This is a genomic window from Orrella dioscoreae (assembly GCF_900089455.2).
Classification (GTDB): Bacteria; Pseudomonadota; Gammaproteobacteria; order Burkholderiales; family Burkholderiaceae_B; genus Orrella; species Orrella dioscoreae.
Window position 1 is genome coordinate 1,519,710 of sequence record NZ_LT907988.1, and the last position, 25,413, is coordinate 1,545,122.

Below are 25,413 nucleotides of genomic sequence, written 5' to 3' on the forward strand. Positions count from 1 at the left end.
CCTGATCCGCCGGGGCCGCCGCGGCCCGGCGCAAGGAAGCGTTTTTCCCGATGGATTTCACAATCGCCCTGATCCTGTCGCAGGACGGCATCGTCAATGGCGCCATCTATGCCCTGCTGGGCCTGGCGCTGGTCCTGGTGTTCGCGGTCACCCGCGTCATCTTCATTCCCCAGGGCGAATTCGTGACCTTCGGGGCCCTGACCCTGGCCATGCTGGTGGAGGGCAGGGTGCCTGGCACCGTGTGGCTGCTGCCCATCGCGGGCACGGTCGTGCTGGGCATGGAGCTGGTGCAGGCCTTGCGCACCGGCATTTATTCGGCCTTGCGCGGCACGCTGCTGACCTGTGTGCTGGTGCCCTGGGCCTTGTTCTATCTCACGCCCATCGCCGTGGCCGAGCAACTGCCGCTCTGGGGCAACGTGCTGCTGTCCCTGGCGCTGGTCGTGCCGCTGGGCCCCCTGCTGTATCGCGCCGCCTACCAGCCCCTGGCCGAGGCCAGCCCGCTGGTGCTGCTCATCGTGTCGGTGGCCGTGCACTTCGCCCTCATGGGGATGGGCCTGGTGTTCTTCGGCGCCGAGGGCTGGCGCACGCCGGCCTTCCTGGAGGGGCAGGTGGACTTCGGCGCGGTCAGCTGGTCGGCGCAAAGCCTTTTCGTGGTGGGCGCCAGCGCCGTGCTCATCACGGCGCTCTGGGCCTTCTTCGGCCACACCCTGTATGGCCGCGCCTTGCGCGCCACCGCCGTCAACCGGCGCGGCGCGCGCCTGGTCGGCATCAGCACCGCCCTGTCGGGCAGGCTCACCTTCACGTTGGCCGCGTTCATCGGCGCCTTCTCGGGCATGCTGATCGCGCCGGTCACCACCATCTACTACGACACCGGCTTCCTGATCGGCTTGAAAGGATTCGTGGCGGCCATCATCGGCGGCCTGGCCAGTTATCCGGTGGCCGCGGGCGGCGCCGTGCTGGTGGGGCTCATCGAGGCCTTCGCCTCGTTCTGGGCCAGCGCCTACAAGGAAGTCATCGTGTTCACCCTCATCATCCCGGTGCTGCTGTGGCGCTCGATCGCCAGCGGCCCGGTGCACGAGGAGGACGCATAAATGGCGCGGCGTCTGCTTCTTGGCGGCTTCCTGCTGCTCCTGGCCGTGCTGCCCCAGGTGCCGGGCACGCCGGAATTCTGGATCACGCAGCTCAACTACATCGGCCTGGCCAGCCTCGTCGTGCTGGGCCTGGTGCTGCTCACGGGCGTGGGCGGGCTCACGTCCTTCGGGCAGGCCGCCTTCGTGGGCATCGGGGCCTATGCCTCGGCGTGGATGACCGTGCAGATCGGGCTGTCGCCCTGGCTGGGCCTCGTGGCCGGCCTGGCCGCGACGGCGCTGCTGGCCTTCGTGCTGGGCGCCATCACCTTGCGGCTCTCGGGGCATTACCTGCCCTTGGGCACCATCGCCTGGGGCCTGTCGCTGTACTACCTTTTCGGCAACATGGAATCGCTGGGCAAGCATGACGGCATCGCCGGCATCGCGCCCATTTCGCTCTTCGGCATGCCGATGGCCGCCGGGCGGGACATCTACTACCTCATCTGGATCGCGGTGCTGCTGGCGCTGTGGGGCACGCACAACCTGCTGGATTCGCGGCCGGGTCGCGCCATCCGCGCGTTGAAGAGCGGGGCGGGCATGGCCGAGTCCTTCGGCATCAACACCGCGCGCTACAAGGTCGTGATCTTCGTCTATGCGGCGTTGCTGGCCAGCGTGTCGGGCTGGCTCTATGCGCACATGCAGCGCGCCGTCAGCCCCAGCCCCTTCGGCCTGAACCACGGCATCGAATACCTGTTCATGGCCGTGGTGGGCGGCGCGGGCAGCGTCTGGGGGGCCCTGCTGGGCTCGGCCCTGGTGCTGACGCTCAAGGACCAGATCCAGACCGTCATGACCCACATGCTGGACCTGACGGGCAATTTCGAGATGATCGTCTTCGGCGTGCTGGTCGTCATCGCCTTGCAGTATGCGCGCGACGGCCTGTGGCCTTTCCTTGCCGCGGGCTGGCAGCGCGTGACGGGCGGTGCCGGCGCGCGTGGCCGCGCCGCGCCGCCCGAGGCGCCAGCGCTGCCCGCGCGCGCCCGGCCCGTGGCGGGCGAGCTGGTGCTGGCGGTCGACGCCGTGCGCAAGACCTTCGGCGGCCTGGTGGCGGTCAATGACATCAGCTTCGGGGTGCGCGCGGGCGAGATCGTCGGCCTGATCGGGCCCAACGGCGCCGGCAAGAGCACCACCTTCAACCTGATCACGGGCGTGCTGCCCGCCACGTCCGGCGGCGTGCACTTTCGCGGCGAATCGATCCTGGGCCTGCCGGCGCGCGCCATCTCGGCGCGTGGCGTGGGGCGCACCTTCCAGCACGTGCAACTGTTGCCTGGCATGTCGGTGCTGGAGAACGTCGCCTTGGGCGCGCACCTGCGCGCGAACGCCGGCGTCGTGCGCGGCGCGCTGCGCGCCGACCGCGCCGACGAGGCACGGCTGCTGCACGAAGCGGCCACCCAGCTGCGCCGCGTGGGCCTGGGAGAGTACCTGTATGAGCAGGCGGGCAACCTTGCCCTGGGCCAGCAACGCATCCTGGAGATCGCCCGCGCGCTGGCCGCCGACCCGGTGCTGCTGCTGCTCGACGAGCCGGCCGCGGGTCTGCGCTACAAGGAAAAGCAGGCGCTGGCCGCCGTGCTGTCGCAACTGCGCACCGAAGGCATGAGCATCCTGCTGGTCGAACACGACATGGATTTCGTGATGCGCCTGACCAACCACCTGGTGGTGATGGATTTCGGCACCAAGCTGGCCGAAGGGCCGCCCGCCGAGGTGCAGGCCAACCCCGCGGTGCTGGAAGCCTACCTGGGCGGCATCGACGACGACCTGGACGTGGCGCCCGCGCAGGCGGCCGCCAAAGAGGAGCGCGCGTGATGAACGCCACTCGCACCCTGCTTGAAGTCTCCAACCTGTCCGTGCGCTATGGCAAGGTCCATGCCTTGACGGGCGCGTCGCTGGCCGTGCCGGCAGGCGCCATCGTCACGGTGATCGGCGCCAATGGGGCCGGCAAATCCACGCTGCTCAACGCCATCATGGGCGCGCTGCCTGTCAGCGGCCATGCGGCGGGCGATGTGCGCTATGACGCGCAGGCACTGGGTGGCTGGCCCGTGGAACGCCGCGTGGCCACCGGCATGTCGCTGGTGCCGGAAAAGCGCGAACTGTTCTCCAGCATGAGCGTGGAGGACAATCTGCTGCTGGGCGGTTTCCGCCGCTATCGCGCGGGCGAACGCGGCTGGCGCGGCACGCTGGACGAGGTCTATGCCCTGTTCCCGCGCCTGCGCGAGCGCGCCAGCCAGGCGGCCGGCACGCTGTCGGGCGGCGAGCGCCAGATGCTGGCCGTGGGCCGCGCGCTGATGGCCAAGCCGTCGCTGCTGATGCTGGACGAGCCCAGCCTGGGCCTGGCGCCGCGCATCGTGCGCGAAATCTTCCACATCATCGCGCGCCTGCGCGATGCCGGTGTCTCCATCCTGCTGGTGGAACAGAACGCCCGCGCGGCCCTGCAGGTGGCCGACTATGGCTACGTGCTGGAGACCGGCGAGGTCGTGCTGGAAGGGCCGGCGGCGTCGCTGGCCACGAATCCGCGCGTGATCGAGAGTTATCTGGGGCTGGGGAAGACGGGGGCAGGCGAAGGCACGTGAGTGCGCTCGCGCCTGGCCGGATCCGGCCAGGCGGCTTGCGACGCAAGCGGATCGCCTACTTCTCGGCGACCAGCGCCGCGCGGCGCTCCCGCCAGTGCAGGAATTCGCCCACGATGCCGCGGCGGAAGGCCAGCACGCAGATGACGAAGATGAGGCCGATCACGATCGTCACCGACTCGCCCATGCGCAGGAACCACTGGATATTGGTGAGCTGGGCCAGCGCCTGGCCCATGTCGCCGACTTTGTTCTCCAGTAGCACGACGATGAAGGCGCCCAGCACCGGGCCGGTCAGCGTGCCCAGCCCGCCGATCAGCGTCATCAGGATCACCAGGCCCGACATCTGCCAGGTGGCGTCGGACAGCGTGGCCGAGACGAACACCAGCGTCTTGGCCGAGCCCGCCAGGCCCGCCAGGCCGGCGGAGATCACGAACGCCAGCAGCTTGTAGCGGTCGACGTCGTAGCCCAGCGAGAGCGTGCGCGGCTCGTTCTCGCGGATGGCCTTGAGCACCTGGCCGAAAGGCGAGTGGACGGTGCGCCAGACGATGAAGTATCCCAGCGCGAAGAGCGCCATGATCAGGTAATACAGGTTCATGTCCGAGCGCAGGTCGATGATGCCGAACAGCGTGCCGCGCGGCACGCCTTGCAGCCCGTCCTCGCCGCCGGTGAAGCGCGCCTGCAGGAAGAAGAAGAACACCATCTGCGCCAGGGCCAGCGTGATCATGGCGAAGTAGATGCCGCTGCGGCGGATGGCCAGGAGCCCGAACAGCAAGCCCAGCAAGGCCGCGACGCCCGCGCCGAAGATCAGCCCCAGCTCGGTGGGAAAGCCCCACATCTTCACTGCGTGGCCGGTGGCGTAGGCCGCGCTGCCGAGGAAGGCCGCGTGGCCGAAGGACAGCAGGCCCGTGAAGCCCAGCAGCAGGTTGAAGGCGCAGGCGAAGAGGGCATAGCACAGGATCTTCATGACGAAGATCGGATAGACCCCGGCGAAAGGCAGGATGGCGACGATGGCGGCGGCAGCCACATAGCCCAGCACTTGTCGATTCATTTCTCTTTCCCGAACAGCCCGGCCGGGCGCAGCAGCAGAACGATGGCCATGATGATGAACACCACGGTGCTGGAGGCCTCGGGCCAGAAGACCTTGGTCAGGCCTTCGACCACGCCCAGCCCCAGTCCGGTGACGATGGCGCCCATGATGGAGCCCATGCCGCCGATGACCACCACGGCGAACACGACGATGATGAGGTTGCTGCCCATGAGCGGCGAGATCTGCAGCACGGGCGCCGCCAGCACGCCGGCGAAACCGGCCAGCGCGACGCCGAAGCCGTAGGTCAGCGTGATCATGAGCGGCACGTTCACGCCGAAGGATTCGACCAGCTTTGGGTTCTCGGTGGCCGCGCGCAGCAGGGCGCCCAGGCGGGTGCGTTCGATGACGAACCAGGTAAGCAGACAGACCACGACCGAGGCGACGACGACCCAGGCGCGGTAGTTCGGCAGGATCATGAAGCCCAGGTTGGTGGCGCCGCGCAAGGCGTCCGGTGTGGGATAGGGCTGGCCCGAGACCCCGAAGAAGCTGCGCAGCAGGCCTTCGAGCAGCAGCGTGATGCCGAAGGTGAGGAGCAGCCCGTACAGGTGGTCCAGCTTGTAGAGATGGCGCAGCAACAGCTTCTCGATCACGATGCCGAAGAGCCCGACCAGCAGCGGCCCGAGCAGCAGCATGACCCAGTAGTTCAGGCCGAGATACTCCATGCCCATCCAGGCCGCGAAGGCGCCCAGCATGTACAGCGCGCCATGCGCGAAGTTGATCACGTTGAGCAGGCCGAAGATGACCGCCAGGCCCAGTGACAGGATGGCATAGAAGGAGCCGTTCACCAGGCCGAGCAGCAACTGGCCGAGCAGCGCCTGGGTGGGAATGCCGAAGATTTCAGTCATCGGAGTGAAGCGACAGACAAGAAACGTTGCGGGCGCCGCGCGCGGCGGGACCCCTGGCAGGGGCCGCGCGCGGCATCGTCGGGCGCACGGAGGATTCCGTGCGTCCCGGTCTTACTTCTTGACCAGCTTGCAGGTCGACTCGGACAGCTTGGTGAAGACATCGTCACCCGGCAGCTTGGCCACGACCTTGTAGTAGTCCCACGGCCCCTTGGACTCTTCCGGGGTCTTCACCTGCATCAGGTACATGTCGTGGACCATGCGGCCGTCCTCGCGCACACGGCCGTTCTGTGCGAAGAAGTCGTTGACCGGATTGCCGCGCATCCACTTCAGGATCGTGTCGGCGTCGTCCGTGCCGGTTTCCTTCACCGCCTTCAGGTAGTAGGACACCGAGGAATAGTCGCCGGCCTGCAGCATCGAGGGCTTGCGGCCCACCTTGTTCTGGAACTTCTTGGCCCAGGCGCGCGAGGCATCGTCCAGGTCCCAGTACCAGCCGTCGGTCAGGTACATGTTCTGCGTGGCTTTCAGGCCCAGCGAGTGGATGTCGTTGATGAACACCAGCAGGCCGGCCATCTTCATGCTCGCCGTGACGCCGAATTCATTGGCGGCCTTGATCGAATTGATGGTGTCGCCGCCCGCGTTGGCCAGGCCCAGGATCTGCGCCTTGGAGGACTGGGCCTGCAGCAGGAAGGACGAGAAGTCCGCCGCGCCCAGCGGGGCGCGGACCGTGCCCTTGATCTCGCCGCCGGAGTTCTTGACCACGGTGGAGGTGTCGCGCTCCAGCGCATGGCCGAAGGCATAGTCGGCGGTCAGGAAGAACCAGCTCTTGCCGCCGTCCTTCACCACTGCCGAGCCCGTGCCGCGCGCCAGCGCGACGGTGTCGTAGGCGTAGTGCACGGTGTAGGGGCTGCACTGGGCATTGGTCAGGTCGGAGGCGCCCGCGCCGATGGCGAGGAAGGGCTTCTTCTTTTCGGCGGCCACGGCGGCCATGGCCAGGCTGGTGGCCGAGTTGGTGCCGCCGATCAGCACGTCCAGCTTCTGCTGGTCGAACCATTCGCGGGCACGGGCCGAGGCGATGTCTGCCTTGTTCTGGTGGTCGGCGAAGACCAGTTCGATCTTCTTGCCATCGATGTTGCCGCCCGCGTCGGCGATGGCCATGCGGATGGCCTCGACGCCCGCGGGGCCGTCGATGTCCGAGTACACGCCCGACATGTCCGTGATGAAGCCGATGCGGATCACGTCGTCGCTGATGCCCTGCGCATGCGCGCCGAAGCCCAGGCCGGCCAGCAGCATGGCCGCGGTCAGAGTGCGGATTTTCATGGCGAGTCTCCTTCCCTTTTTGTTTCCGTAGGTGTGCCGGCCAGTCCGGCGTATGGGGTGTCGGTGTGCGCAAGCCGTTGCGGGGGCCGTGGGACCTCAGACGCCCAGGAGCTGGTTGAGCGTTTCCTGCTTGGCGTCGAGCTCGCTGGCGTGGAAGTGCTCGACCATCTGGCCGTGCTCCATCACGTAGAAGCGGTCCGCGAGCGGCGCGGCGAAGCGGAAGTTCTGCTCGACCATCACGATGGTGTAGCCCTTGGCCTTCAGTGTCGTGATCATGCGGGCCAGCGTCTGCACGATGACGGGCGCGAGGCCTTCGGAGATCTCGTCCAGCAGCAGCAGGTTGGCGCCGGTGCGCAGGATGCGCGCGACCGCCAGCATCTGCTGTTCGCCGCCCGACAGGCGCGTGCCCGGCGAATGGCGGCGTTCCAGCAGGTTGGGGAACATCTCGTAGATTTCGGTCAGCGACATGCCGCCGCCAGGCACGCCCGCCACGGGCGGGGGCAGCAGCAGGTTTTCCTCGCAGGACAGGCTGGCGAAGATGCCGCGTTCTTCGGGGCAATAACCGATGCCCAGGTGGGCGACGCGATACGTCGGCAGGTCGATGGATTCGGTGCCGTGGATGCGCACCGAGCCCTTTCGGCTGCCGGTCAGGCCCAGGATGGCCCGCAGCGTGGTGGTGCGTCCGGCGCCGTTGCGGCCCAGCAGCGTGACGACCTCGCCCGGCGCGACGGTCAGGTTCACGCCATGCAGGATGTGCGATTCGCCATACCAGGCGTGCAGGTCCGAGATGTCGAGCGCGGGCGCGCGGGTCTGCGCCACGCCTTCGGCGGACGCGGCGGGCAGGGGCCGCGGCGGCGCGGCGGTGGCGGGGGCATGGACTTGCGTGTTCATGCGTGCGCTCCTTGGAGGGCGCCATCGGTGGTGCCCATGTAGGCCTGCATGACGGCGGGGTCGCGCGAGACGGTGGAATAAGGGCCTTCGGCCAGGACCGCGCCGCGCGCGAGCACGGTGATGGTGTCGGCGATGGACGAGACGACGCCCATGTTGTGCTCGACCATGAGGATCGTGCGGCCGGCGCCGACCTGCTTGATGAGCGCGGTGACACGCTCGACGTCCTCGTGGCCCATGCCTTGCGTGGGCTCGTCCAGCAGCATCAGCTCGGGTTCCATGGCCAGCGTCGTGGCGATTTCCAGCGCCCGCTTGCGGCCGTAGGGCAGGTTTGCTGTGATCTCGTTGGCGAAGCGCTGCAGGTCCACCTGTTCCAGGAGGGCCAGCGCCTGCGGGTTCAGGCGGTTCAGGATCTTCTCGCTGCGCCAGAAATGGAAGGACATGCCGGTGGCGCGCTGCAGGCCGATGCGCACGTTCTCCAGCACGCTCAGGTGCGGGAAGACCGCCGAGATCTGGAACGAACGCACGATGCCGCGGCGCGCGATCTGCGCCGGCTTGTCACGCGTGATGTCCTGGCCGTTGAAGAGAATGCTGCCCGAGGTCGACGGCAGGAAATGCGTGAGCAGGTTGAAGCAGGTGGTCTTGCCCGCGCCATTGGGACCAATGAGCGCATGGATTTGTCCGCGCCTGACCTTGAGGTTGACGTTGTTGACCGCGACAAAGCCGCGAAACTCCTTCGTCAGGCCCCGTGTCTCCAGAATGATGTCGTCCATGAACGCCGCACCCGATCCCATTCGGTTCGTTGGTTTGCCGGCAGTATGCGGGAGGGGCGGACGGCTTTTCTATGCGGGTTATATCTATGCGGGTTTGTCATAGGGACAGAGTGTCCCCAGGCTGACAGATGGTGGTCGGATCGGTGTGTTACGCCTGGGATACCGGCGTTTTCTGGCGGAATTCGCACAGGTCGGCGATGCCGCACACCGGGCATTTGGGCTTGCGCGCCACGCAGACATAGCGCCCGTGCAGGATCAGCCAGTGGTGCGCGTCCAGGGCATATTCCCTGGGGACGACCTTCTCCAGCTTGCGCTCCACCTCCAGCACGTTCTTGCCGGGCGCCAGGCCCGTGCGGTTGCTGACGCGGAAGATGTGGGTGTCCACGGCGATGGTGGGCTCGCCGAAGGCCGTGTTCAGCACGACGTTGGCGGTCTTGCGGCCCACGCCCGGCAGGGCTTCCAGCGCCTCGCGGTCGCGCGGCACCTGGCCGTCGTGCTCGCGCAGCAGCTTTTCGCAGGTGGCGATGACGTTCTTCGCCTTGGTGCGGAACAGCCCGATGGTCTTGATGAAGTCGGCCACGCCTTCCTCGCCCAGGGCCAGCAGCCCTTCGGGCGTACCGTGTCGGGGAAAGAACTTGCGCGTGGCCAGGTTCACCGACTTGTCGGTGGCCTGGGCCGACAGCAGCACGGCGATCAGCAGCTGGAATGGGGTTTCATACTCCAGCTCCGTCGTCGGGGTCGGATTGGCGGTCTGCAGGCGGTGGAAGATCTCGCGGCGCTTGGTCGGGTTCATGCGGGTTTCGTCCGGCGGGCGCGGGCACGGGCCAGCGCGTCGGCAATGACCGCCTGCTTGCGGGCGTCGGGGGCGGGCGCCGCCCCCGGCGTACAGGGCTCGGCGGTGGAAGGGGGGCTGAGCTCGGCGGGCGCGCCGGCGGCCAGGCGCGCGTCGCGCTCGGCCGAGGCCTGGCTCAGGCGGGTGTTGCGGCGCTGGTGCCTGGCGCGTGCGCGCGTCGCATCGTCGTCGGTCCAGGGCCTGCCGGTGGGCGGGTCCATCACGATGCAGTCCACCGGGCACACGGGCACGCACAGGCCGCAGCCGGTGCACCAGTCGTCCAGCACCGTGTGCATGCGCTTGTTGGCGCCCAGGATGGCGTCGACGGGACAGGCGGCGATGCAGAGGGTGCAGCCGATGCAGTGGCGCTCCTCGATGCGGGCAAGGCGCAGCGGCCCCGGCTCGCCGCAAGCGGGGTCCAGCGGCAGGACAGGGCGGTCCAGCAGCGCGGCCAGCGCGGCCACCCCGTCTTCGCCGCCCGGCGGGCAGCGATTGATGGGGGCGAGGTCGTCAGCGATGGCTTGCGCGTAGGGACGGCAGCCCGCATACCCGCACTGGGTGCATTGGGTTTGCGGGAGCAGGGCGTCGATACGCTCGGCGAGCAGGGAAACAGCGGGCATGGCGGAAAAGTCGGTCCGGCGCCGCGCGGACCGACGCGCCGGGTGTGTCAGGCGTGCTCGCGCACGAAAGCCGCAATTTTAGGACAGATGATTTCGCGCCAGCGGCGGCCCGAGAAAATGCCGTAGTGGCCGCAGCTTTCGGCTGTGTAGTGCTGCTTGCGGGCGCGGGGGATGCCGGCGCACAGCGTCTGCGCGGCGCGGGTCTGGCCCAGGCCCGAGATGTCGTCCAGCTCGCCCTCGATGGTGAAGAGCGCGACGTCGCGGATATCGGCCGGCCGCACCCGCTGGCCGTCGATTTCCCATGTGCCGTTGGGCAGGCGGAACTCCTGGAAGACCGTGCGGATGGTGTCCAGGTAGTACTCGGCCGGCATGTCCAGCACGGCGTTGTACTCGTCGTAGAAGCGGCGGTGCGCCTGGGCGTCGCCGTCGTCGCCACGCAGCAGGTCCAGGTAGAAGTCGTAGTGGGAGCGCAGGTGGCGGCTGGGGTTCATCGCCACGAAACCGGCATGCTGCAGGAAGCCCGGATACACGCGGCGGCCGGCGCCGGCATACGGCGCGGGCACGGTGTGGATCACCTGCGACTCGAACCACTCGTAGGAGTGCTGGGTTGCCAGCTCATTGACCTGGGTGGGCGCACGGCGCGGGTCGATGGGACCGCCCATCATCACCATGCTGCGGGGCTGACAGGGATCCTTCTGGCTGGCCATCAGCGAAATGGCGGCCAGCACCGGCACGGTGGGCTGGCAGACCGAGATCACGTGCACGTCCGGCCCCAGCTCGCGCAGGAAATCCTGCACGTAGCGCACGTAGTCGTCCAGGTGGAAGGGGCCGGCGGACAGCGGCACGGTGCGTGCGTCCAGCCAATCGGTGATGTAGACGTCGTGGTCGGGCAGCAGGGCGCGCACGGTGTCGCGCAGCAGCGTGGCGTGGTGGCCCGACAGCGGCGCCACGATCAGGATGCGCGGGTCGCGCTTGTTGCGCGCGGGCGTGATGGCGCGGGCGAAATGCACCAGGCGGCAGAAAGGCAGGGCCTTGACGATCTCCTCCTGGATGGCGACCGTCTTGCCGTCCACCGTGGTCGTGGGCAGCTGCCATTCGGGCTTTTCGTAATCTTTGCCCAGGCGGTGCAGGAGTTCATAGCCGGCCGACAGCTGGCGCGCCAGGGGCGTGCCGGAAAGGGGGTAGGCCGGATGAGACAGCAACTGGGCGCTGGCGTCGCTGAAGGCGACGAAGGGTTGCAGAAACGCGCGTTGCATCTCGTGGAGCTGATACAGCATGGTTGTTTCCTAGGTCTTGCCGGACCCCGGCTGTCGGGCCGCGCTTCAGGGGCACGGAGGGCGTGGCGCTAATTATGCGCGCGGGGTAGCCGGCGCAAACGCCGAGCAAGGGCTGTTACGTGGCCCAGACCGTGATCTGTTGCCAAAAAACGACCTGGATTCCAACAGTTGTTACCGTGGCTGGTGGTGTTACCAGTAATTCTCGACGGCCAGGTTGCCGGGGATGCCGCGGCGGCCCGGCAGGAAGCCGCGCGTCTTCAGGAAGGCGCGGGCGTCGGTGAGCAGGCCCGGATTGCCGCACAGCATGATGCGCGAGCGGGCCGGATCCAGCGCGATGCCGGCCAGCGCCTCGAGCCTGCCGTCTTCCAGCAGCGTGGTGAGACGGGCCTGCGGCTTGCCGGGCAAGCTTTCCCGGCTGGCGATGGGCAGGTACACCAGGCGCTCGGCGCCTTCGTGCACGCCGGCCCGGGCCCGCCAGGCATCGATCTCGGCGCGATAGGCAAGCTCGTCGCCCGTGCGCACGCCATGCACGATCACCACGCGGCGGAACTGCTGCCAGAGACCCGGCTCGGCCAGCATCGACAGGTAGGCCGAGAGGCCCGTGCCGGAGGCGATGAGCCACAGGTCTTCGCCGTCGGCGAAGCGCGAGAGCGTGAGGAAGCCGAAGACGGTCTTGTCGATGTAGAGGCTGTCGCCTTCGCGCAGCGCGGCCAGCCGCGGGCTGAACGCGCCATCGGGCACGACGACCGAGTAGAACTCCAGCCACGGATCCTGCACGCCGGACACCATGGAATAGGCGCGCCACAGGGTGGGCGCGCCGCCATCCTCTTCAGGCAGGCCCAGGCGGGCGAACTGCCCGGCCTCGAAGCTGAAGCCCGCGGGGCGCGTGACGCGCAGCGAGAACAGCTTGCCAGGAACCCAGTCCTGGCGCGCGGTGACGGTCTGGCAGGTGTAGGTGGCTTCGGTCATGGGCGCGGGGCGTCGGCGTGCATCAGGCCGGCGCTCAGCGTTCCAGGTGCGCGAGCTTGCCTTCCTTGCCGTTCCAGTCGTCGGCATCGGGCAGCGGCTTCTTGGCGCGGCTGATGCTGGCGAATTCGGGGGAGAGCTCCGCGTTCAGGGCGATGAACTGCAACTGGTCCTGCGGCACGTCTTCCTCGGCATAGATCGCGTTGGCGGGGCACTCGGGAATGCAGACGGCACAGTCGATGCACTCGTCCGGGTCGATCACGAGGAAGTTGGGGCCTTCACGAAAACAGTCCACCGGGCACACGTCGACGCAATCGGTGTACTTGCACTTGATACAGTTTTCGGTAACGACGTGGGTCATGCGGATAACGCTCCAAAGCGCGGAAAATGGCCCGGCCAGCGACCCAGCGGACCCCCGCTGGAAATTCCGGGCAACACTCCACATTTTACCCAATGCAAGCGAGAGCGCCGCGCATAACCCTCTAAGAGGTAGTGGCGAGGCCTTTTTGCGGCTTGCGGGCGCGCTTTTGACAGGAAACAAGGCGGCTGGCGCTGTGCTATGGTTGCCGAAATCCTGGCTGCCCTCATGATTATTAATTCTTTGCTCGACACCGATCTGTATAAATTCAGCATGATGCAGGTGGTGCTGCATCACTTTCCCGCTGCCCAGGTCGAATATCGCTACAAGTGCCGCACGCCGGGCATCAACCTGGTGCCCTATCTCGACGAGATCCGCAGCGAAATCCAGGCCTTGTGCCGTTTGCGCTTCACCGAGTCCGAGCTGGAGTATCTCGGCGGCTTGCGCTTCATCAAAAGCGATTTCATCGATTTTCTCGGCTTGTTCCATTTGCCCGAGAAAAGCATCTTCGTGGGCGAGGGCGAGCAGCCCGGTGAAATCTCCATCACGGTCAAGGGTCCCTGGCTGCACACGATCCTCTTCGAGATCCCCGTGCTGGCCATCGTCAACGAGGTCTATTTCCGCAACACCCGCCAGCCGCCTGATTGGGAAGAGGGGCGCAAGCGCCTGCGCGACAAGATGAACCTCGTGCTGGAAGCCGAGGACCTGTCCGCCTTCCGCGTGGCCGAGTACGGCACGCGCCGGCGCCTGTCGCGCGCCTGGCACGACGAGGTGGTGCGCGAGCTGAAGGCGTGCATGGGGGCGCACTTCGCCGGGTCCAGCAACGTGCTGCAGGCCAAGGAACATGGCGTGACGCCGCTGGGCACCATGGGCCACGAATACCTGCAGGCCTGCCAGGCGCTGGGGCCGCGCCTGCGCGACTCGCAGGTCTTCGCGCTGGAAACCTGGGCGCGTGAATACCGCGGCGACCTGGGCATCGCGCTGTCGGACGTCTATGGCACCGATGCCTTCCTGCGCGACTTCGACATGTATTTCTGCAAGCTCTTCGATGGCGCGCGCCACGACTCTGGCGACCCCTTCATCTGGGGCGAGCGCATGCTGGCGCACTACCAGGCCAACCGTACCGACTCGCGCAACAAGACGCTGGTGTTCTCGGACGCGCTGACCTTCCCGCTGGCCATCGAGCTGACCCGTCGCTTCGCGGGGCGCTGCAAGGTGTCCTTCGGCATCGGCACCAACCTCACCAATGATTTCGGCCACCAGCCGCTGCAGATCGTCATGAAGATGGTCCGCTGCAATGGCCAGCCCGTCGCCAAGGTCTCGGACTCGCCCGAGAAGACGATGTGCGACGATCCCGCCTATCTCGCTTACCTGCGGCAGGTCTTCCAGCTGCCGCCAGCGTGAAAGCCCACCCCCGAGGCGCTGCGCGCCTCCCCCTCAAGGGGGCGGCGCTGGCGGACCGGCGAAGCCGGCTCCGCGGCGCCCCGGCTGGAAAGTCTCCAGCACCGTTTTTCATTCCTACTTGCAACAGCCTAAAGGAGTCTCGCAATGAGCAGCATCAAGCGCACCAACGTGGGCAAGCGTCTGTCCGACATGGCCGTCTACAACGGTGTGGCCTACCTGGCCGGTCAGGTGCCCGATGACAGCACGCTGGACATCAAGGGCCAGACGGCCCAGGTCCTGGCCACCATCGACCGCCTGCTGGCCGAAGCCGGCACCGACAAGAGCCGCATCCTGATGGCCCAGATCTTCGTGGCCAACATCGCCGAATTCCCCGGCATGAACGCCGCCTGGGACGAGTGGGTCGCCGACGGCAACGCGCCGCCCCGCGCCACCATCGAAGCCCGCCTGGCCAATCCCGACTACAAGGTCGAGATCGTCGTGACGGCGGCCGTCGGCTAAGACCCCCACGCTGCATCGTCCGCCGCGCGCAGGCGATGCAGCGGGTCCTGGCGGTAGTACGCCGCCAGGAGCCCGTACCAATCGGGCAATGTCTCGGCCAGGGGCCACGGATCCACGAAAAAGCTTTCCGAGCTGACCGCGAAGAACTCCGCTTCGTCGGTGGCCGCATACGGGTCCAGCGGCAATTGCCCGTACCAGGGGGCCGCGTCGGGCCCCTCCGGATCCACGTCGGGCGGAATGGCCGCCTCGATCTCTTCCAGCGCCGTCACGAAGGCGTCGTAGCTGCGCGCCAGCACGGCCCGCCAATGGCGGGGCGAGATATCGGCATGCGCATGCAGGGCGGGCATGCCGTCGGCGTCTCCGGCATGCAGGTCCAGCTTGTGCGCGAACTCGTGGATCACCACGTTGAACGCATGCTGGCCGGGCTCGGCCAGGGCGTCCGGCGCCTCCCACGACAGCACGATGGGGCCGCCTTCCCAGGCTTCGCCCGCGGCCTCTTCCACGTATTCGTGCACCACGCCGGCGTCGTCCTGCTGGCGGCGCGGGATCAGGAAGCCGCCCGGGTAGACGATGATCTCGTTCCAGCCGTCATAGAGCGTGGGGGCCAGGTGCAGGATGGGCAGGCAGGCCTGCACCGCGATGGACAGGCGCATGAAGTCGGTGGGAACCAGCCCGCGCGCCCCGTTGAGCGTCTTGCTGGCCAGCAGCCAGGCGCAACGCTTGCGCAGCGCGGCGTCCTCGTCGGCCGAGAGGCCGTCGAGAAAGGGATGGGCCCGCAGCACGTCGGTCCAGAGCGTGTCGCTGATGCGCGCCTCGACGCTTGCGGTTTCGGCGCGTCCGGCGCCCGCGCCCCTGAGCCAGCGCAGCATATGCATTCCTGTCATCGTGATGAAGCCTTAGTGTAGAGTGTGGAACATCGTTTTCCGCCCGCCCGCCCGCCCGCGCGCGCTGCGCAAGCGGCCCTTGCCTTCCCGGTCCCATGGTTTCGCCAGACGTCATTCCCGCCGACCTGAACGCGCCAGCGATCTTCGATGACGCCTGGCGCGAGGCGGCCTGCGCGGGGCTGGACGACGAGGGCAGGGCGCTGGTGTCCCGGGCGCGTGACTGGGCCGTGCCCCAATTGGCCGGCCAGGTCGCGTCCACCGGCGAAACGCTGGCGGGCCATGCCGCCGGCACCCTGCGCATCCTGGCCGACCTGCGCACCGATGCGCCCACGCGCGCGGCGGCACTGATCGCGGTCCTGTCCAGTGAAGGCGCCCCGTCGCGCAATGACCCCGTCGCCGCGGCCTTCGATGCCGAGATCGCCCGGCTGGTGCAGGGCAGCCGGGCGCTGGTGCGCCTGGGCGTGACCACGCGCCAGTCCAGCGACAGCGCGGCCGACACCGGCAGCCAGAAGGAAATGCTGCGCAAGATGCTGCTGGCCATGGCCGCCGACCTGCGCATCGTGCTGATGCGCCTGGCCTCGCGGCTGCAGACACTGCGCTGGTATGCCCAGTCCAAGCAGCCTTGCGATCCGGCCTTCGCCCAGGAAACCCTGGACCTGTATGCGCCGCTCGCCAACCGGCTGGGCATCTGGCAGGTCAAGTGGGAAATGGAAGACCTGGCCTTCCGTTTCCTGCATCCGGCCAAGTACAAGGAAATCGCCAAGCTGCTCGAGGAAAAGCGCGTCGAGCGCGAAGCGTTCATCGCGCAGGCCATCGCGCACCTCAAGGCCGCGCTGGATGCCGCGGGCATCGAGGGCGATGTCAGCGGCCGGCCCAAGCACATCTACAGCATCTGGAACAAGATGCGGGTCAAGCGGCTGGACTTCTCCGAGCTCTACGACCTGCGGGCGCTGCGCGTCATCGTGCCCGACGAGCGCGCCTGCTATGCCGCGCTGGGGCTCGTCCATGAAATGTGGATGCCGGTAGGCGATGAGTTCGACGACTACATCTCGCGGCCCAAGCCCAACGGCTATCGTTCGCTGCACACCGTGGTGGCGGATGCCGATGGCCGGCCCTTCGAGGTGCAGATCCGCACCGAGCAGATGCACCAGCATGCCGAGTACGGCATGGCGGCGCACTGGCGCTACAAGGAGTCCGGCAAGCTTGGCGGCCAGACCAGGGCGAGCAGCGGCTACGACAAGCAGCTGTCCTGGCTGCGCCAGTTGCTGGCGTGGAACACCGACGTCGGCGGGCAGGCCCCCGCGGCCACCCACGAGGACGAGCGCATCTATGTGCTGACGCCGCAAGCCCGCGTGCTCGACCTGCCGCAAGGCGCCACGCCGGTGGATTTCGCGTATCACCTGCACACCGACCTGGGCCACCGCTGCCGGGGCGCCAAGGTCGATGGCCAGATGGTGCCGTTGCACACGCAACTGGCCACCGGGCAGACGGTGGAAATCATCGCGGCCAAGGCGGGCGGGCCCTCGCGCGACTGGCTCAACCCGCAACTGGGCTTCCTGGCCAGTCCGAGGGCGCGCGCCAAGGTGCGGCTGTGGTTCAACGCCATCGAGCTGCAGCAGCGCATCAACCAGGGCCAGGCCCTGGTCGAGAAGGAGTTGCAGCGCCTGGGCAAGACCGCGGTCAAGCTCGAACAACTGGCCCAGGACCTGGGCTTCGCGCGGGCAGACGACCTGTACGTGGCCGTGGCCAAGGACGAGTTCAGCCTGCGGCTGGTGGATGCCTATTTCCTCGCGCCCGCCGACGCCGCCGAGCCTGAGCCCGCGCGCGTCCCGACCGCGCGCAGCGACGCCGGACCGGCCAAGAGCGGTGTCCTGGTGGTCGGGGTCGGCTCGCTGATGACGCAGCTGGCGCGCTGCTGCCGGCCTGCGCCGCCCGATGCCATCGCGGGGTTCGTCACGCGGGGGCGGGGCGTGTCCGTGCACCGGGTCGATTGCCACAGCTACGCCGCGCTGGCGCAGCGCCACCCCGAGCGGGTGATCGACGTGGACTGGGGGGCGACGGGCGACGCCGTCTATCCCGTGGACCTCAGCGTGCGCGCCCATGACCGTTCCGGCCTCTTGCGCGACCTGTCCGAGGTCTTCGCCCGGCTGCGCCTGAACGTGGTGGGCGTCAACACCCAGAGCCGCCAGTCGCTGGCCCACATGGTGTTCACGGTCGAGATCCGTGACGGTTCCCAGCTTGCCCGCGCCCTGACGGCACTGGGCGAAGTGCCTGGCGTGGAGTCGGTGGAGCGGCGCTAGCGCGCGTCCGGCGCCGCCCCTGGCCTCCCGCCCGGCCGCGGGATGTGGCACGGGCCCGTGACTGCTAAAATGCCCTGTTGCATACCGCTGGCCGGTGCGCCGCGATCATCGCGCGCCCTGGCGGCACTGTGGGAGCCCCCCGCCTTGAAACCCTACGATTTTCCCGATGCGCACGGCCATTTCGGTCCGTATGGCGGCGTTTTCGTCGCCGAAACCCTGATGCACGCGCTCGACGAGCTGCGCGAGGCCTATGCCCGCTACAGCGCCGATCCGGAATTCCAGCAAGAGTTCGCCCATGAGCTCAAGCATTTCGTCGGCCGTCCCACGCCGGTCTATCACGCCCGCCGCTGGTCGCAGGAGCTGGGCGGGGCGCAGATCTGGTTCAAGCGCGAAGACCTGAACCACACCGGCGCGCACAAGGTGAACAACTGCATCGGCCAGGCGCTGCTTGCCCGCCGCATGGGCAAGCGCCGCGTCATCGCCGAAACCGGCGCCGGCCAGCACGGCGTGGCCACGGCCACGGTGGCCGCCCGCTACGGCATGGAGTGCGTGGTCTACATGGGCAGCGAGGACGTGCGCCGCCAGGCCTCGAACGTCTATCGCATGAAGCTGCTGGGCGCCAAGGTCGTGCCGGTCGATTCGGGCTCGCGCACCCTGAAGGACGCGCTGAACGAAGCCATGCGCGACTGGGTCACCCACATCGAGAACACCTTCTACATCATCGGCACCGTGGCAGGCCCGCACCCCTATCCCATGATGGTGCGCGACTTCCAGTCCATCATCGGCAAGGAAAGCATCGTCCAGATGCCCGAGTCCGCCGGCCGCCAGCCCGACGTGGTCATCGCCGCCGTGGGCGGGGGCTCCAACGCCATGGGCATCTTCCATCCCTATCTCAGCCAGGAAGGCGTGAAGCTGGTGGGGGTCGAGGCCGCGGGCGAGGGCATGGATTCCGGCCGTCACGCCGCCTCCATCCGCGCCGGCATGGTCGGCGTGCTGCACGGCAACCGCACCTACGTCATGCAGGACGAGAACGGACAAGTGCAGGAAACCCATTCGGTCTCGGCCGGCCTGGATTATCCGGGCGTGGGTCCCGAGCATGCCTGGCTGAACGACAGCCAGCGCGCCGAATACGTCGGCGTGACCGACGATGAAGCGCTGAAGGCCTTCCATCAGTGCTGCCGCATCGAAGGCATCATGCCCGCGCTGGAATCGGCCCATGCCATCGCCCACGCCGTGCGCCTGGCGCCCACGTTGCCCAAGGACAAGATCATCCTCGTCAACCTGTCGGGCCGGGGTGACAAGGACATGCATACCGTCGCCGAGCGCGCCGGCATCGAACTCTAAAGCGAAGCAGGGATGACACACCCCAACGACCGTATCGCCAAGCGCTTTGCCCTTGCCCAGGAAGCCGGCCGGGCAGCGCTGATTCCCTACATCGCCGCGGGCGATCCCTCGCCGGCCGCCACCGTGCCGCTCATGCATGCGCTCGTCGAGGCGGGCGCCGACATCCTGGAACTGGGCGTGCCGTTCTCGGACCCGATGGCCGACGGTCCGGTGATCCAGCGCGCCGCCGAGCGCGCCATCGCCCAGGGCGTGGGCTTGCGCAACGTGCTGGCCATGGTGGCCGAGTTCCGCCGCCAGGACGCCGACACGCCCGTCGTGCTCATGGGCTATGCCAATCCGATCGAGCGCATGGGCCAGGCCGCTTTCGCCGACGCCGCGCAGGCGGCGGGTGTCGACGGCGTGCTGTCCGTGGACTATCCGCCCGAGGAAATCGACGAGTTCGCCGCCCTGCTGGATGCGCGCGGCATCGCCCCCATCTTCCTGCTCGCGCCGACCTCCACCGAGGCGCGCATCCAGGCCATGGCCAAGGTCGCGCGCGGCTATGTCTATTACGTCTCGCTCAAGGGCGTGACGGGCACCGGCACGGTCGACACCGACGACGTCGCGCGCCGCCTGCAGGACATCCGCCGCCACATCTCCATTCCGCTGGGCGTGGGCTTCGGCATCCGTGACGCCGACACCGCCAGCCGCATCGCGCGCGTCGCCGACGCCGTGGTCATCGGCAGCAAGCTCATCGAAACCATGGAAACCGCCGTCAAGGGCGCCGGCGCCGATCAGCAGGCCGACCTGGCCGTGCGTGCCGCCGGCGATTGGCTGGCGGGCATACGCCAGGCGCTGGATGGCGCCCGCAAGACGGGCGCGCCCGCCTGACCCGGCGCGCCGTCCCACGACAAACAACATCACCGAGCACCCACCGCCATGAGCTGGATCGAGAAACTTCTTCCCCCCCGGATCAACAAGACCTCCGCCAACGACGCCGCGGCGCGCCGCGTGCCTGAGGGTCTGTGGGTCAAATGCCCGTCCTGCGAGGCCGTGCTCTACAACGAAGACCTGGCCACCAACCTGCACGTCTGCCCCAAGTGCGATCACCACATGCGCATCGGCGCGCGTGCGCGCATCGATTCGCTGCTGGACGTCGAAGGCCGCCAGGAAATCGGCGAAACCACCCGTTCGGTCGACTCGCTGAAGTTCAAGGATTCGCGCAAGTACCCCGAGCGCCTGGCCGAAGCCACCAAGCAGACGGACGAAACCGACGCCCTGATCGTCGTGAGCGGCAGCATTCGTGGCTTGGCCGCAACACTCGCATGTTTCGAATTCCAATTCATGGGCGGCTCGATGGGGTCGGTGGTGGGCGAGCGTTTCGCGCGCGGCGTCGAGGCCGCGCTGGCGAACAAAACCCCCTTCATCTGCGTGGCGGCCTCGGGTGGCGCGCGCATGCAGGAAAGCCTGCTGTCGCTGATGCAGATGGCCAAGACCAATGCCATGCTCACGCGTCTGTCGGCCGAAGGGCTGCCATTCATCAGCGTCCTGACCGATCCCACCATGGGCGGCGTGTCGGCCAGCTTCGCCTTCATGGGCGACGTGGTGATTGCCGAACCCAAGGCGCTGATCGGTTTCGCCGGTCCGCGCGTCATCGAGCAGACGGTGCGCGAGAAGCTGCCGGAAGGCTTCCAGCGTTCCGAGTTCCTGCTGCAGAAGGGCGCCGTGGACATGGTGGTGGATCGCCGCCAGCTGCGCGATGAAATCGCCCGCCTGTTGGCATTGCTTACCAATCAGCCTTTGGAAGCCGTTTCGGCTTGATGGGCAAGCTGGGCGGCGAGGCGGTTTTCTGATACCTTGACTTCATGCTGTCAAACGCTGACCAGGCAGTAAGCCAACGGTCAGCAACACGGCGCGTCGTGGTTGACATTCACCGCCTTCTGCTGCCCATGCAGGGCCGGGTTCGCTGCTGACTGCCCGCGCCGCTTCCACATGGTTCGCGCCAGCCGCCCCGCAGTCTCGTGCTGCCAGGTCCGGGTTTCACCTGCCGTCAGTCCGGGCCGGCCGCTGGCGCTCTCGTTTCAAGGCAGAGTTGCCGGAGTAAGCATTGATCATGCACGCCTTCAAGAAGAACAAGATTGCCGCCGCCCTGATCCTGTCGGCTGGCCTGTCCCCCCTGCTCGCCGCGGCGCCTGCCAGCGCACAGGGCATTGGCGTGACCGCTGGCGTGGGCGACCACTACCAGCGCCTGGAAATCAACTGGCAATCGCCTGCTTTGTGGGATTACCAATTCGGTGGCAACTGGGGCCGCCTGGAACTGGTCGGTGAACTCGGCGCTGCCTACTGGAAGGCCAACGGTTCGCGTGATCCGGGCAATGTCTGGCAGTTCAATGCGATCCCCATGTTCCGCTGGTGGACCGGCGAACGCTTCTACCTGGAAGCCGGCGTGGGCGCCACTGCCTTCACCAGCACGCGCTTCGCGGACAAGAACATCAGCACCGCCTTCCAGTTCGGTGACCATATCGGCGCGGGTTTCCTGATCAACGATTCGAACCGCATCGGCCTGCGTCTTTCGCACTTCTCCAACGCCAGCATCAAGAAGCCGAACCCTGGCCTGGACGTGGTGCAGCTGACGTATACGTACCTGTATTGATCATCTTGCCGCCTGGCCTGTCGGCCTGGCGTGAAGGGATCCGAAAGGCATGCCAGCGGCATGCCTTTTTGTTTGCGTGGATGTCTTGAAAAAAAAACCGCCAGGCTCGTCCGAGCACTGGCGGTTTTGTGTTGCGGCGTCCGGGAGTTTCCACGGACGCCGCAGGACGGCTGTCTTGCTTATTCCGTCTCGACCTGCACCAGCGGGGTGCTGGCCACGGCTTGCACGGGCTTGCGGGCGCGGCCCAGCTTGGGGGCTGGCACGTCGGCCTGGGGCTGTGCTGCGCCCGAGCGGGTTTCCACCCACTGCATGCCGGCGGCAGCGACCACCGCGTTCAGGTCGGCCGTCGACGCGGCAGGCGCGGCTGTGGGGGCAGGCGCGGGCGCAGCCGGCTTGGGCTCGACAGGCTGGGCCTGGACGACGGGTTCGGCCACGGGCTGTGCGGCGGGGGCGGGCACGGGCTCGACCGGCGCGACGGGTTCGACGGCCTGGGCCGTCGTTGCCGGTGCGTCGTCGACCAGGGCAGGGGCGGGCGAACGGGTGCTGTCAGCCAGCGGATCCTGCGTCTCGGCCACGACCGGCGCCGGTCCGACCGGCGCGGAGGTCCCGAGCACGCCGGCCTGCGGGGCTTCGTCCGCTGCCGTCAGCGATGCCGGGGCTTCCTCGTTGCTGACGGCGGGAGCCGTCTCGACGGGGGCGGCGGGCGCGACTTCGGCAGGTGCGACGGCAGCGGGCGCCGTTGCAGCGGCGACCGGCTCGGCCGACACGGCGGGCACGTAGGTGGGGATGGTCTGCGCGGGCTGTTGCGGCACGTGCTGGGCGTCGGGGGCATCGGCGGACAGGTCGGCCAGGGCGCCGGTGTCGTCGTCCGCGGCGGATGCGCCGTCTTCCAGTTGCGTGGCGCCGGTTTCATCCGAACCACGACGGCCACGACGGCTGCGGCGGCGGCGGCGCTTGCGTTCCGGATCGGCCTGTTCGCCATCGGCGCCTTCGCCTGCCAGGACGCCATCGGTGCCTTCGGCATCGGCGGCATCGGCCTGGGCGACAGCCTGGGGCGCGGGCGCCTGGGCCTGGGCGGGCGCCGGCGAAACGGCGTCCTCGATGCTCAGGGCCAGGGCGGCGACCATGTCTTCCTGGTTGTTCAGCGCGACGTCCTGCTGCGTGCCGGCTTCGTCACGGCGGCCACGGCCACGGCCACGGCGCCCGCGGCCCGAACGGCCAGCGGTTTCACCGGCTTCGGTCATGACGGCGGCTTGCGGCTCGACCGGGGCGGCGGGCAGGCGGCTGGGCGCGGCATCGCGTTCGGCTGCGTCACCGCGTTGGCCGCCAGAACGGCCGCGGCCGCCACGGCGGTTTTCCTCGTTGGCCGGCGTGCCGGCTTCGGGGGCGTCGGCGCGGCGTTCGCCACGGTCACCGCCACGTTCGCCACGGCGGTTGCGCGAGCGATCGCCACGCTGGCCATCGCCACGGCCACCCTGGCCGTCACGGCGCGACTTCTCGCGGGCGGCGGGGGCGGGTGCAGCGGCGGGGGTGGCTGCGGTCTGCTCGGGGGCGGGCGAGGAGAACCAGCTCAGGATGCGCTTGAACAGGCCGCCGGCGGCGGGCGCGGCTGCCACGGGGGCAGGCGCCGCCGCGGCAGGGGCGGGCGTCACGATGGGGGCGGGCTGGGCGGGGGTGATGCCCTTGACCAGCGCTTCCGGCTTGGCCTTGACCTCGTGTTCGCGCGGCTGCCAGGCCACGTTGGTGGCGGGCGACTCGGCCAGCTCGAAGCTTGCCTTGGTTTCTTCCAGGCGCGGATCGTCGTGGCGCAGGCGCTCGATGTGGTGGTGCGGGGTCTCGAGGTGCTTGTTGGGGATCAGCACGACGTTGACCTTCAGGCGGGCTTCCATCTTGGCGATGTCGGCGCGCTTTTCGTTCAGCAGGAAGGTGGCCACTTCGACCGGCACCTGGGCGTGGACCGCCGCGGTGTTTTCCTTCATGGACTCTTCCTGGATCAGGCGCAGGACGTGCAGGGCGCTGGATTCCGCGTCGCGGATCACGCCGGTGCCGTTGCAGCGCGGGCAGGTGATGTGCGAGCCCTCGTTCAGCGCCGGACGCAGGCGCTGGCGCGACAGTTCCATCAGGCCGAAACGGGAGATCTTGCCCATCTGCACGCGGGCGCGGTCGAAGTGCAGCGCGTCGCGCAGGCGGTTTTCCACCGCGCGCTGGTTCTTGCTGTCCTCCATGTCGATGAAGTCGATCACGATGAGACCGCCCAGGTCGCGCAGGCGCAACTGGCGAGCCACTTCGTCGGCGGCTTCCAGGTTGGTGCGCAGGGCGGTTTCCTCGATGTCGGCGCCGCGCGTCGAGCGTGCGGAGTTCACGTCGACGGCCACCAGGGCTTCGGTGTGGTCGATGACCACGGCGCCGCCCGAGGGCAGGTCCACCGTGCGGGCATAGGCCGTCTCGATCTGGTGTTCGATCTGGAAGCGCGAGAAGAGGGGGATGTCGTCGCGGTAGCGTTTGACGCGCTGGACGTTGTCCGGCATCACCACGCTCATGAACGCGATCGCCTGGTCGGCGATATCGTCCGTGTCGATCAGGATTTCACCGATTTCCGGCGAGAAGTAGTCACGGATGGCCCGGATGACCAGGCTCGACTCCAGGTAGATCAGGATGGGCGCGGCGTTGTCGCGGGCGGCGCCGTCGATCGCGGTCCAGAGCTGCATCAGGTAGGACAGGTCCCACTGCAGTTCCTCGACGTTGCGGCCGATGCCGGCGGTGCGGGCGATGATGCTCATGCCCGCGGGCACTTCGAGCTGGTCCATCGTCTCGCGCAGTTCCTGGCGGTCCTCGCCCTCGACGCGGCGCGACACGCCGCCGCCACGCGGATTGTTGGGCATCAGGACCAGGTAGCGGCCTGCCAGCGAGATGAAGGTGGTCAGGGCGGCGCCCTTGTTGCCGCGCTCTTCCTTTTCGACCTGGACGATGAGTTCCTGGCCTTCGCGCAGGGCGTCCTGGATGCGCGCGCTGCGCACATCGATGCCTTCCTTGAAGTAGCTGCGGGCGACTTCCTTGAAGGGCAGGAAGCCGTGGCGGTCTTCCCCGTAGTTGACGAAGCAGGCTTCGAGGCCGGGTTCGATACGGGTGATGACGCCTTTGTAGATGTTGCCTTTGCGCTGTTCGCGGCCGGCGGTCTCGATGTCGAGGTCGATGAGTTTCTGCCCATCGACGATGGCAACGCGCAGTTCTTCCTGGTGCGTTGCATTGAACAGCATGCGCTTCATGAGTGACGATCTCCGTGGTCATGGCACGTCGAAATCGACGTGCCGCCTCGGGGTCACCCGGTCTGCGGGGCGGGAACAATGCAAGAAGGACAGGATGCGGTTGCCCGCAGCCTGCACGAGGTCAGGCGGGCACGATGCGCCGATTGGCGCGAGGTTCTGTCAGCAGGGGGGTCGGTGGCACAGTGTGAGTGGCGACAAGTTGCTTGCTGGGTGAACACAGGTGCGGGATGAAAAGCGCACGCACCTGCTGCATTCGTAGACGACGGTTTTCTTGCTTTGATTCCAGAGCCGCGATCGGCTACGCAACGGGGGCTGCTAATAGTGGCGGGCATGTTGCGTCATCGCCACTGGCAGCCGCGGTTGAGACCGACGACCAAGTACCCCCGGGACTGGATTGGCTGGCGCTACAATATGGCCCGCGCTCCGGTCGGAGA

General features: G+C 67.9%; 22 protein-coding genes. 10 read left to right on the plus strand and 12 right to left on the minus strand.

The annotated features are described in order from the left end of the window. The first annotated feature begins 50 nt into the window (after nucleotides 1–50). Genes ODI_RS07055 through ODI_RS07065 form a run of 3 tightly spaced genes read left to right on the plus strand, consistent with a single transcriptional unit; the run spans nucleotide 51 to nucleotide 3,691 of the window. The gene (locus ODI_RS07055; RefSeq protein WP_067755428.1) at nucleotides 51–1,091 is read left to right on the plus strand and encodes a branched-chain amino acid ABC transporter permease; all 1,041 of its coding nucleotides are present in this window, start codon (nucleotides 51–53) and stop codon (nucleotides 1,089–1,091) included. Further along, nucleotides 1,092–2,927, plus strand: a complete 1,836-nt coding sequence (locus ODI_RS07060) for a branched-chain amino acid ABC transporter ATP-binding protein/permease (protein ID WP_067755426.1) — start codon at nucleotides 1,092–1,094, stop codon at nucleotides 2,925–2,927. After that, entirely contained in the window at nucleotides 2,927–3,691 is a 765-nt protein-coding gene (locus tag ODI_RS07065; RefSeq protein WP_067755422.1) for an ABC transporter ATP-binding protein, read from the plus strand. Before ODI_RS07060 ends, ODI_RS07065 begins: the two co-directional genes overlap by 1 nt. A 55-nt stretch (nucleotides 3,692–3,746) precedes the next feature. Here ODI_RS07065 and ODI_RS07070 read toward each other — a convergent pair whose 3' ends face one another. From ODI_RS07070 to fdxA, 10 genes are all read right to left on the minus strand, one after another. Then, nucleotides 3,747–4,736: a branched-chain amino acid ABC transporter permease gene (locus ODI_RS07070; RefSeq protein WP_067755418.1), complete on the minus strand. Its 990-nt coding sequence runs from the start codon at nucleotides 4,734–4,736 to the stop codon at nucleotides 3,747–3,749. Continuing rightward, a complete protein-coding gene (locus ODI_RS07075) occupies nucleotides 4,733–5,620 on the minus strand; it encodes a branched-chain amino acid ABC transporter permease (RefSeq protein WP_067755409.1) in 888 nt (295 codons plus the stop codon). The genes ODI_RS07070 and ODI_RS07075 overlap by 4 nt, the downstream gene beginning before the upstream one ends. Nucleotides 5,621–5,731: 111 nt before the next feature. Further along, the gene (locus ODI_RS07080; RefSeq protein ID WP_067755404.1) at nucleotides 5,732–6,937 is read right to left on the minus strand and encodes an ABC transporter substrate-binding protein; all 1,206 of its coding nucleotides are present in this window, start codon (nucleotides 6,935–6,937) and stop codon (nucleotides 5,732–5,734) included. A gap of 96 nt (nucleotides 6,938–7,033) precedes the next feature. Beyond that, a complete protein-coding gene (locus ODI_RS07085; RefSeq protein ID WP_082985362.1) occupies nucleotides 7,034–7,828 on the minus strand; it encodes an ABC transporter ATP-binding protein in 795 nt (264 codons plus the stop codon). Beyond that, nucleotides 7,825–8,598, minus strand: coding sequence for an ABC transporter ATP-binding protein (locus tag ODI_RS07090; RefSeq protein WP_067755469.1), 774 nt, complete (start codon nucleotides 8,596–8,598; stop codon nucleotides 7,825–7,827). The genes ODI_RS07085 and ODI_RS07090 overlap by 4 nt, the downstream gene beginning before the upstream one ends. A gap of 148 nt (nucleotides 8,599–8,746) precedes the next feature. After that, a complete protein-coding gene (nth, locus tag ODI_RS07095) occupies nucleotides 8,747–9,391 on the minus strand; it encodes an endonuclease III (protein ID WP_067755402.1) in 645 nt (214 codons plus the stop codon). Further along, a complete protein-coding gene (gene rsxB, locus ODI_RS07100) occupies nucleotides 9,388–10,050 on the minus strand; it encodes an electron transport complex subunit RsxB (protein WP_067755397.1) in 663 nt (220 codons plus the stop codon). Before rsxB ends, nth begins: the two co-directional genes overlap by 4 nt. Nucleotides 10,051–10,097: 47 nt before the next feature. Further along, on the minus strand, nucleotides 10,098–11,327 hold the full coding sequence (locus ODI_RS07105) for a polyhydroxyalkanoate depolymerase (RefSeq protein WP_067755394.1): 1,230 nt from the start codon (nucleotides 11,325–11,327) through the stop codon (nucleotides 10,098–10,100). Between the two features lie 189 nt (nucleotides 11,328–11,516). Then, complete coding sequence (locus ODI_RS07110) at nucleotides 11,517–12,296, minus strand: ferredoxin--NADP reductase (protein ID WP_067755391.1); 780 nt, start codon at nucleotides 12,294–12,296, stop codon at nucleotides 11,517–11,519. A gap of 34 nt (nucleotides 12,297–12,330) precedes the next feature. Next, entirely contained in the window at nucleotides 12,331–12,654 is a 324-nt protein-coding gene (gene fdxA / locus ODI_RS07115; protein WP_067755388.1) for a ferredoxin FdxA, read from the minus strand. 225 nt (nucleotides 12,655–12,879) lie between these two features. Between fdxA and pncB the strand changes: the two genes are divergently transcribed. Together pncB and ODI_RS07125 are read left to right on the plus strand one after the other, a co-directional pair. Next, on the plus strand, nucleotides 12,880–14,055 hold the full coding sequence (gene pncB, locus ODI_RS07120) for a nicotinate phosphoribosyltransferase (RefSeq protein WP_067755465.1): 1,176 nt from the start codon (nucleotides 12,880–12,882) through the stop codon (nucleotides 14,053–14,055). Nucleotides 14,056–14,199: 144 nt separating this feature from the next. Then, complete coding sequence (locus tag ODI_RS07125; protein WP_067755387.1) at nucleotides 14,200–14,553, plus strand: RidA family protein; 354 nt, start codon at nucleotides 14,200–14,202, stop codon at nucleotides 14,551–14,553. Here ODI_RS07125 and ODI_RS07130 read toward each other — a convergent pair. Beyond that, nucleotides 14,550–15,422 carry a M90 family metallopeptidase gene (locus tag ODI_RS07130; protein WP_067755385.1) on the minus strand — a complete coding sequence of 291 codons (873 nt, stop codon included), beginning with the start codon at nucleotides 15,420–15,422 and terminating at the stop codon, nucleotides 14,550–14,552. The genes ODI_RS07125 and ODI_RS07130 overlap by 4 nt on opposite strands. A 110-nt stretch (nucleotides 15,423–15,532) precedes the next feature. Here ODI_RS07130 and ODI_RS07135 point away from each other — a divergent pair, with 110 nt between their 5' ends. The 5 genes from ODI_RS07135 to ODI_RS07155 all read left to right on the plus strand — a co-directional run bounded on the left by ODI_RS07135 (nucleotide 15,533) and on the right by ODI_RS07155 (nucleotide 21,713). After that, nucleotides 15,533–17,737 carry a RelA/SpoT family protein gene (locus ODI_RS07135; RefSeq protein ID WP_067755383.1) on the plus strand — a complete coding sequence of 735 codons (2,205 nt, stop codon included), beginning with the start codon at nucleotides 15,533–15,535 and terminating at the stop codon, nucleotides 17,735–17,737. A gap of 144 nt (nucleotides 17,738–17,881) precedes the next feature. Then, nucleotides 17,882–19,081 (plus strand): tryptophan synthase subunit beta, encoded by a 1,200-nt coding sequence (trpB, locus tag ODI_RS07140; RefSeq protein ID WP_067755382.1) that lies wholly within the window; start codon nucleotides 17,882–17,884, stop codon nucleotides 19,079–19,081. Between the two features lie 12 nt (nucleotides 19,082–19,093). Beyond that, nucleotides 19,094–19,951, plus strand: coding sequence for a tryptophan synthase subunit alpha (trpA, locus tag ODI_RS07145; protein ID WP_067755380.1), 858 nt, complete (start codon nucleotides 19,094–19,096; stop codon nucleotides 19,949–19,951). Between the two features lie 48 nt (nucleotides 19,952–19,999). Then, nucleotides 20,000–20,881 carry an acetyl-CoA carboxylase, carboxyltransferase subunit beta gene (gene accD / locus ODI_RS07150; protein WP_067755377.1) on the plus strand — a complete coding sequence of 294 codons (882 nt, stop codon included), beginning with the start codon at nucleotides 20,000–20,002 and terminating at the stop codon, nucleotides 20,879–20,881. Nucleotides 20,882–21,173: 292 nt separating this feature from the next. Continuing rightward, nucleotides 21,174–21,713 carry an acyloxyacyl hydrolase gene (locus ODI_RS07155; protein WP_067755461.1) on the plus strand — a complete coding sequence of 180 codons (540 nt, stop codon included), beginning with the start codon at nucleotides 21,174–21,176 and terminating at the stop codon, nucleotides 21,711–21,713. Between the two features lie 179 nt (nucleotides 21,714–21,892). On the opposite strand, the gene ODI_RS07160 is transcribed toward ODI_RS07155, so the two are convergent. Next, nucleotides 21,893–24,979 (minus strand): Rne/Rng family ribonuclease, encoded by a 3,087-nt coding sequence (locus ODI_RS07160; protein ID WP_098020864.1) that lies wholly within the window; start codon nucleotides 24,977–24,979, stop codon nucleotides 21,893–21,895. Nucleotides 24,980–25,413 lie beyond the last annotated feature (434 nt).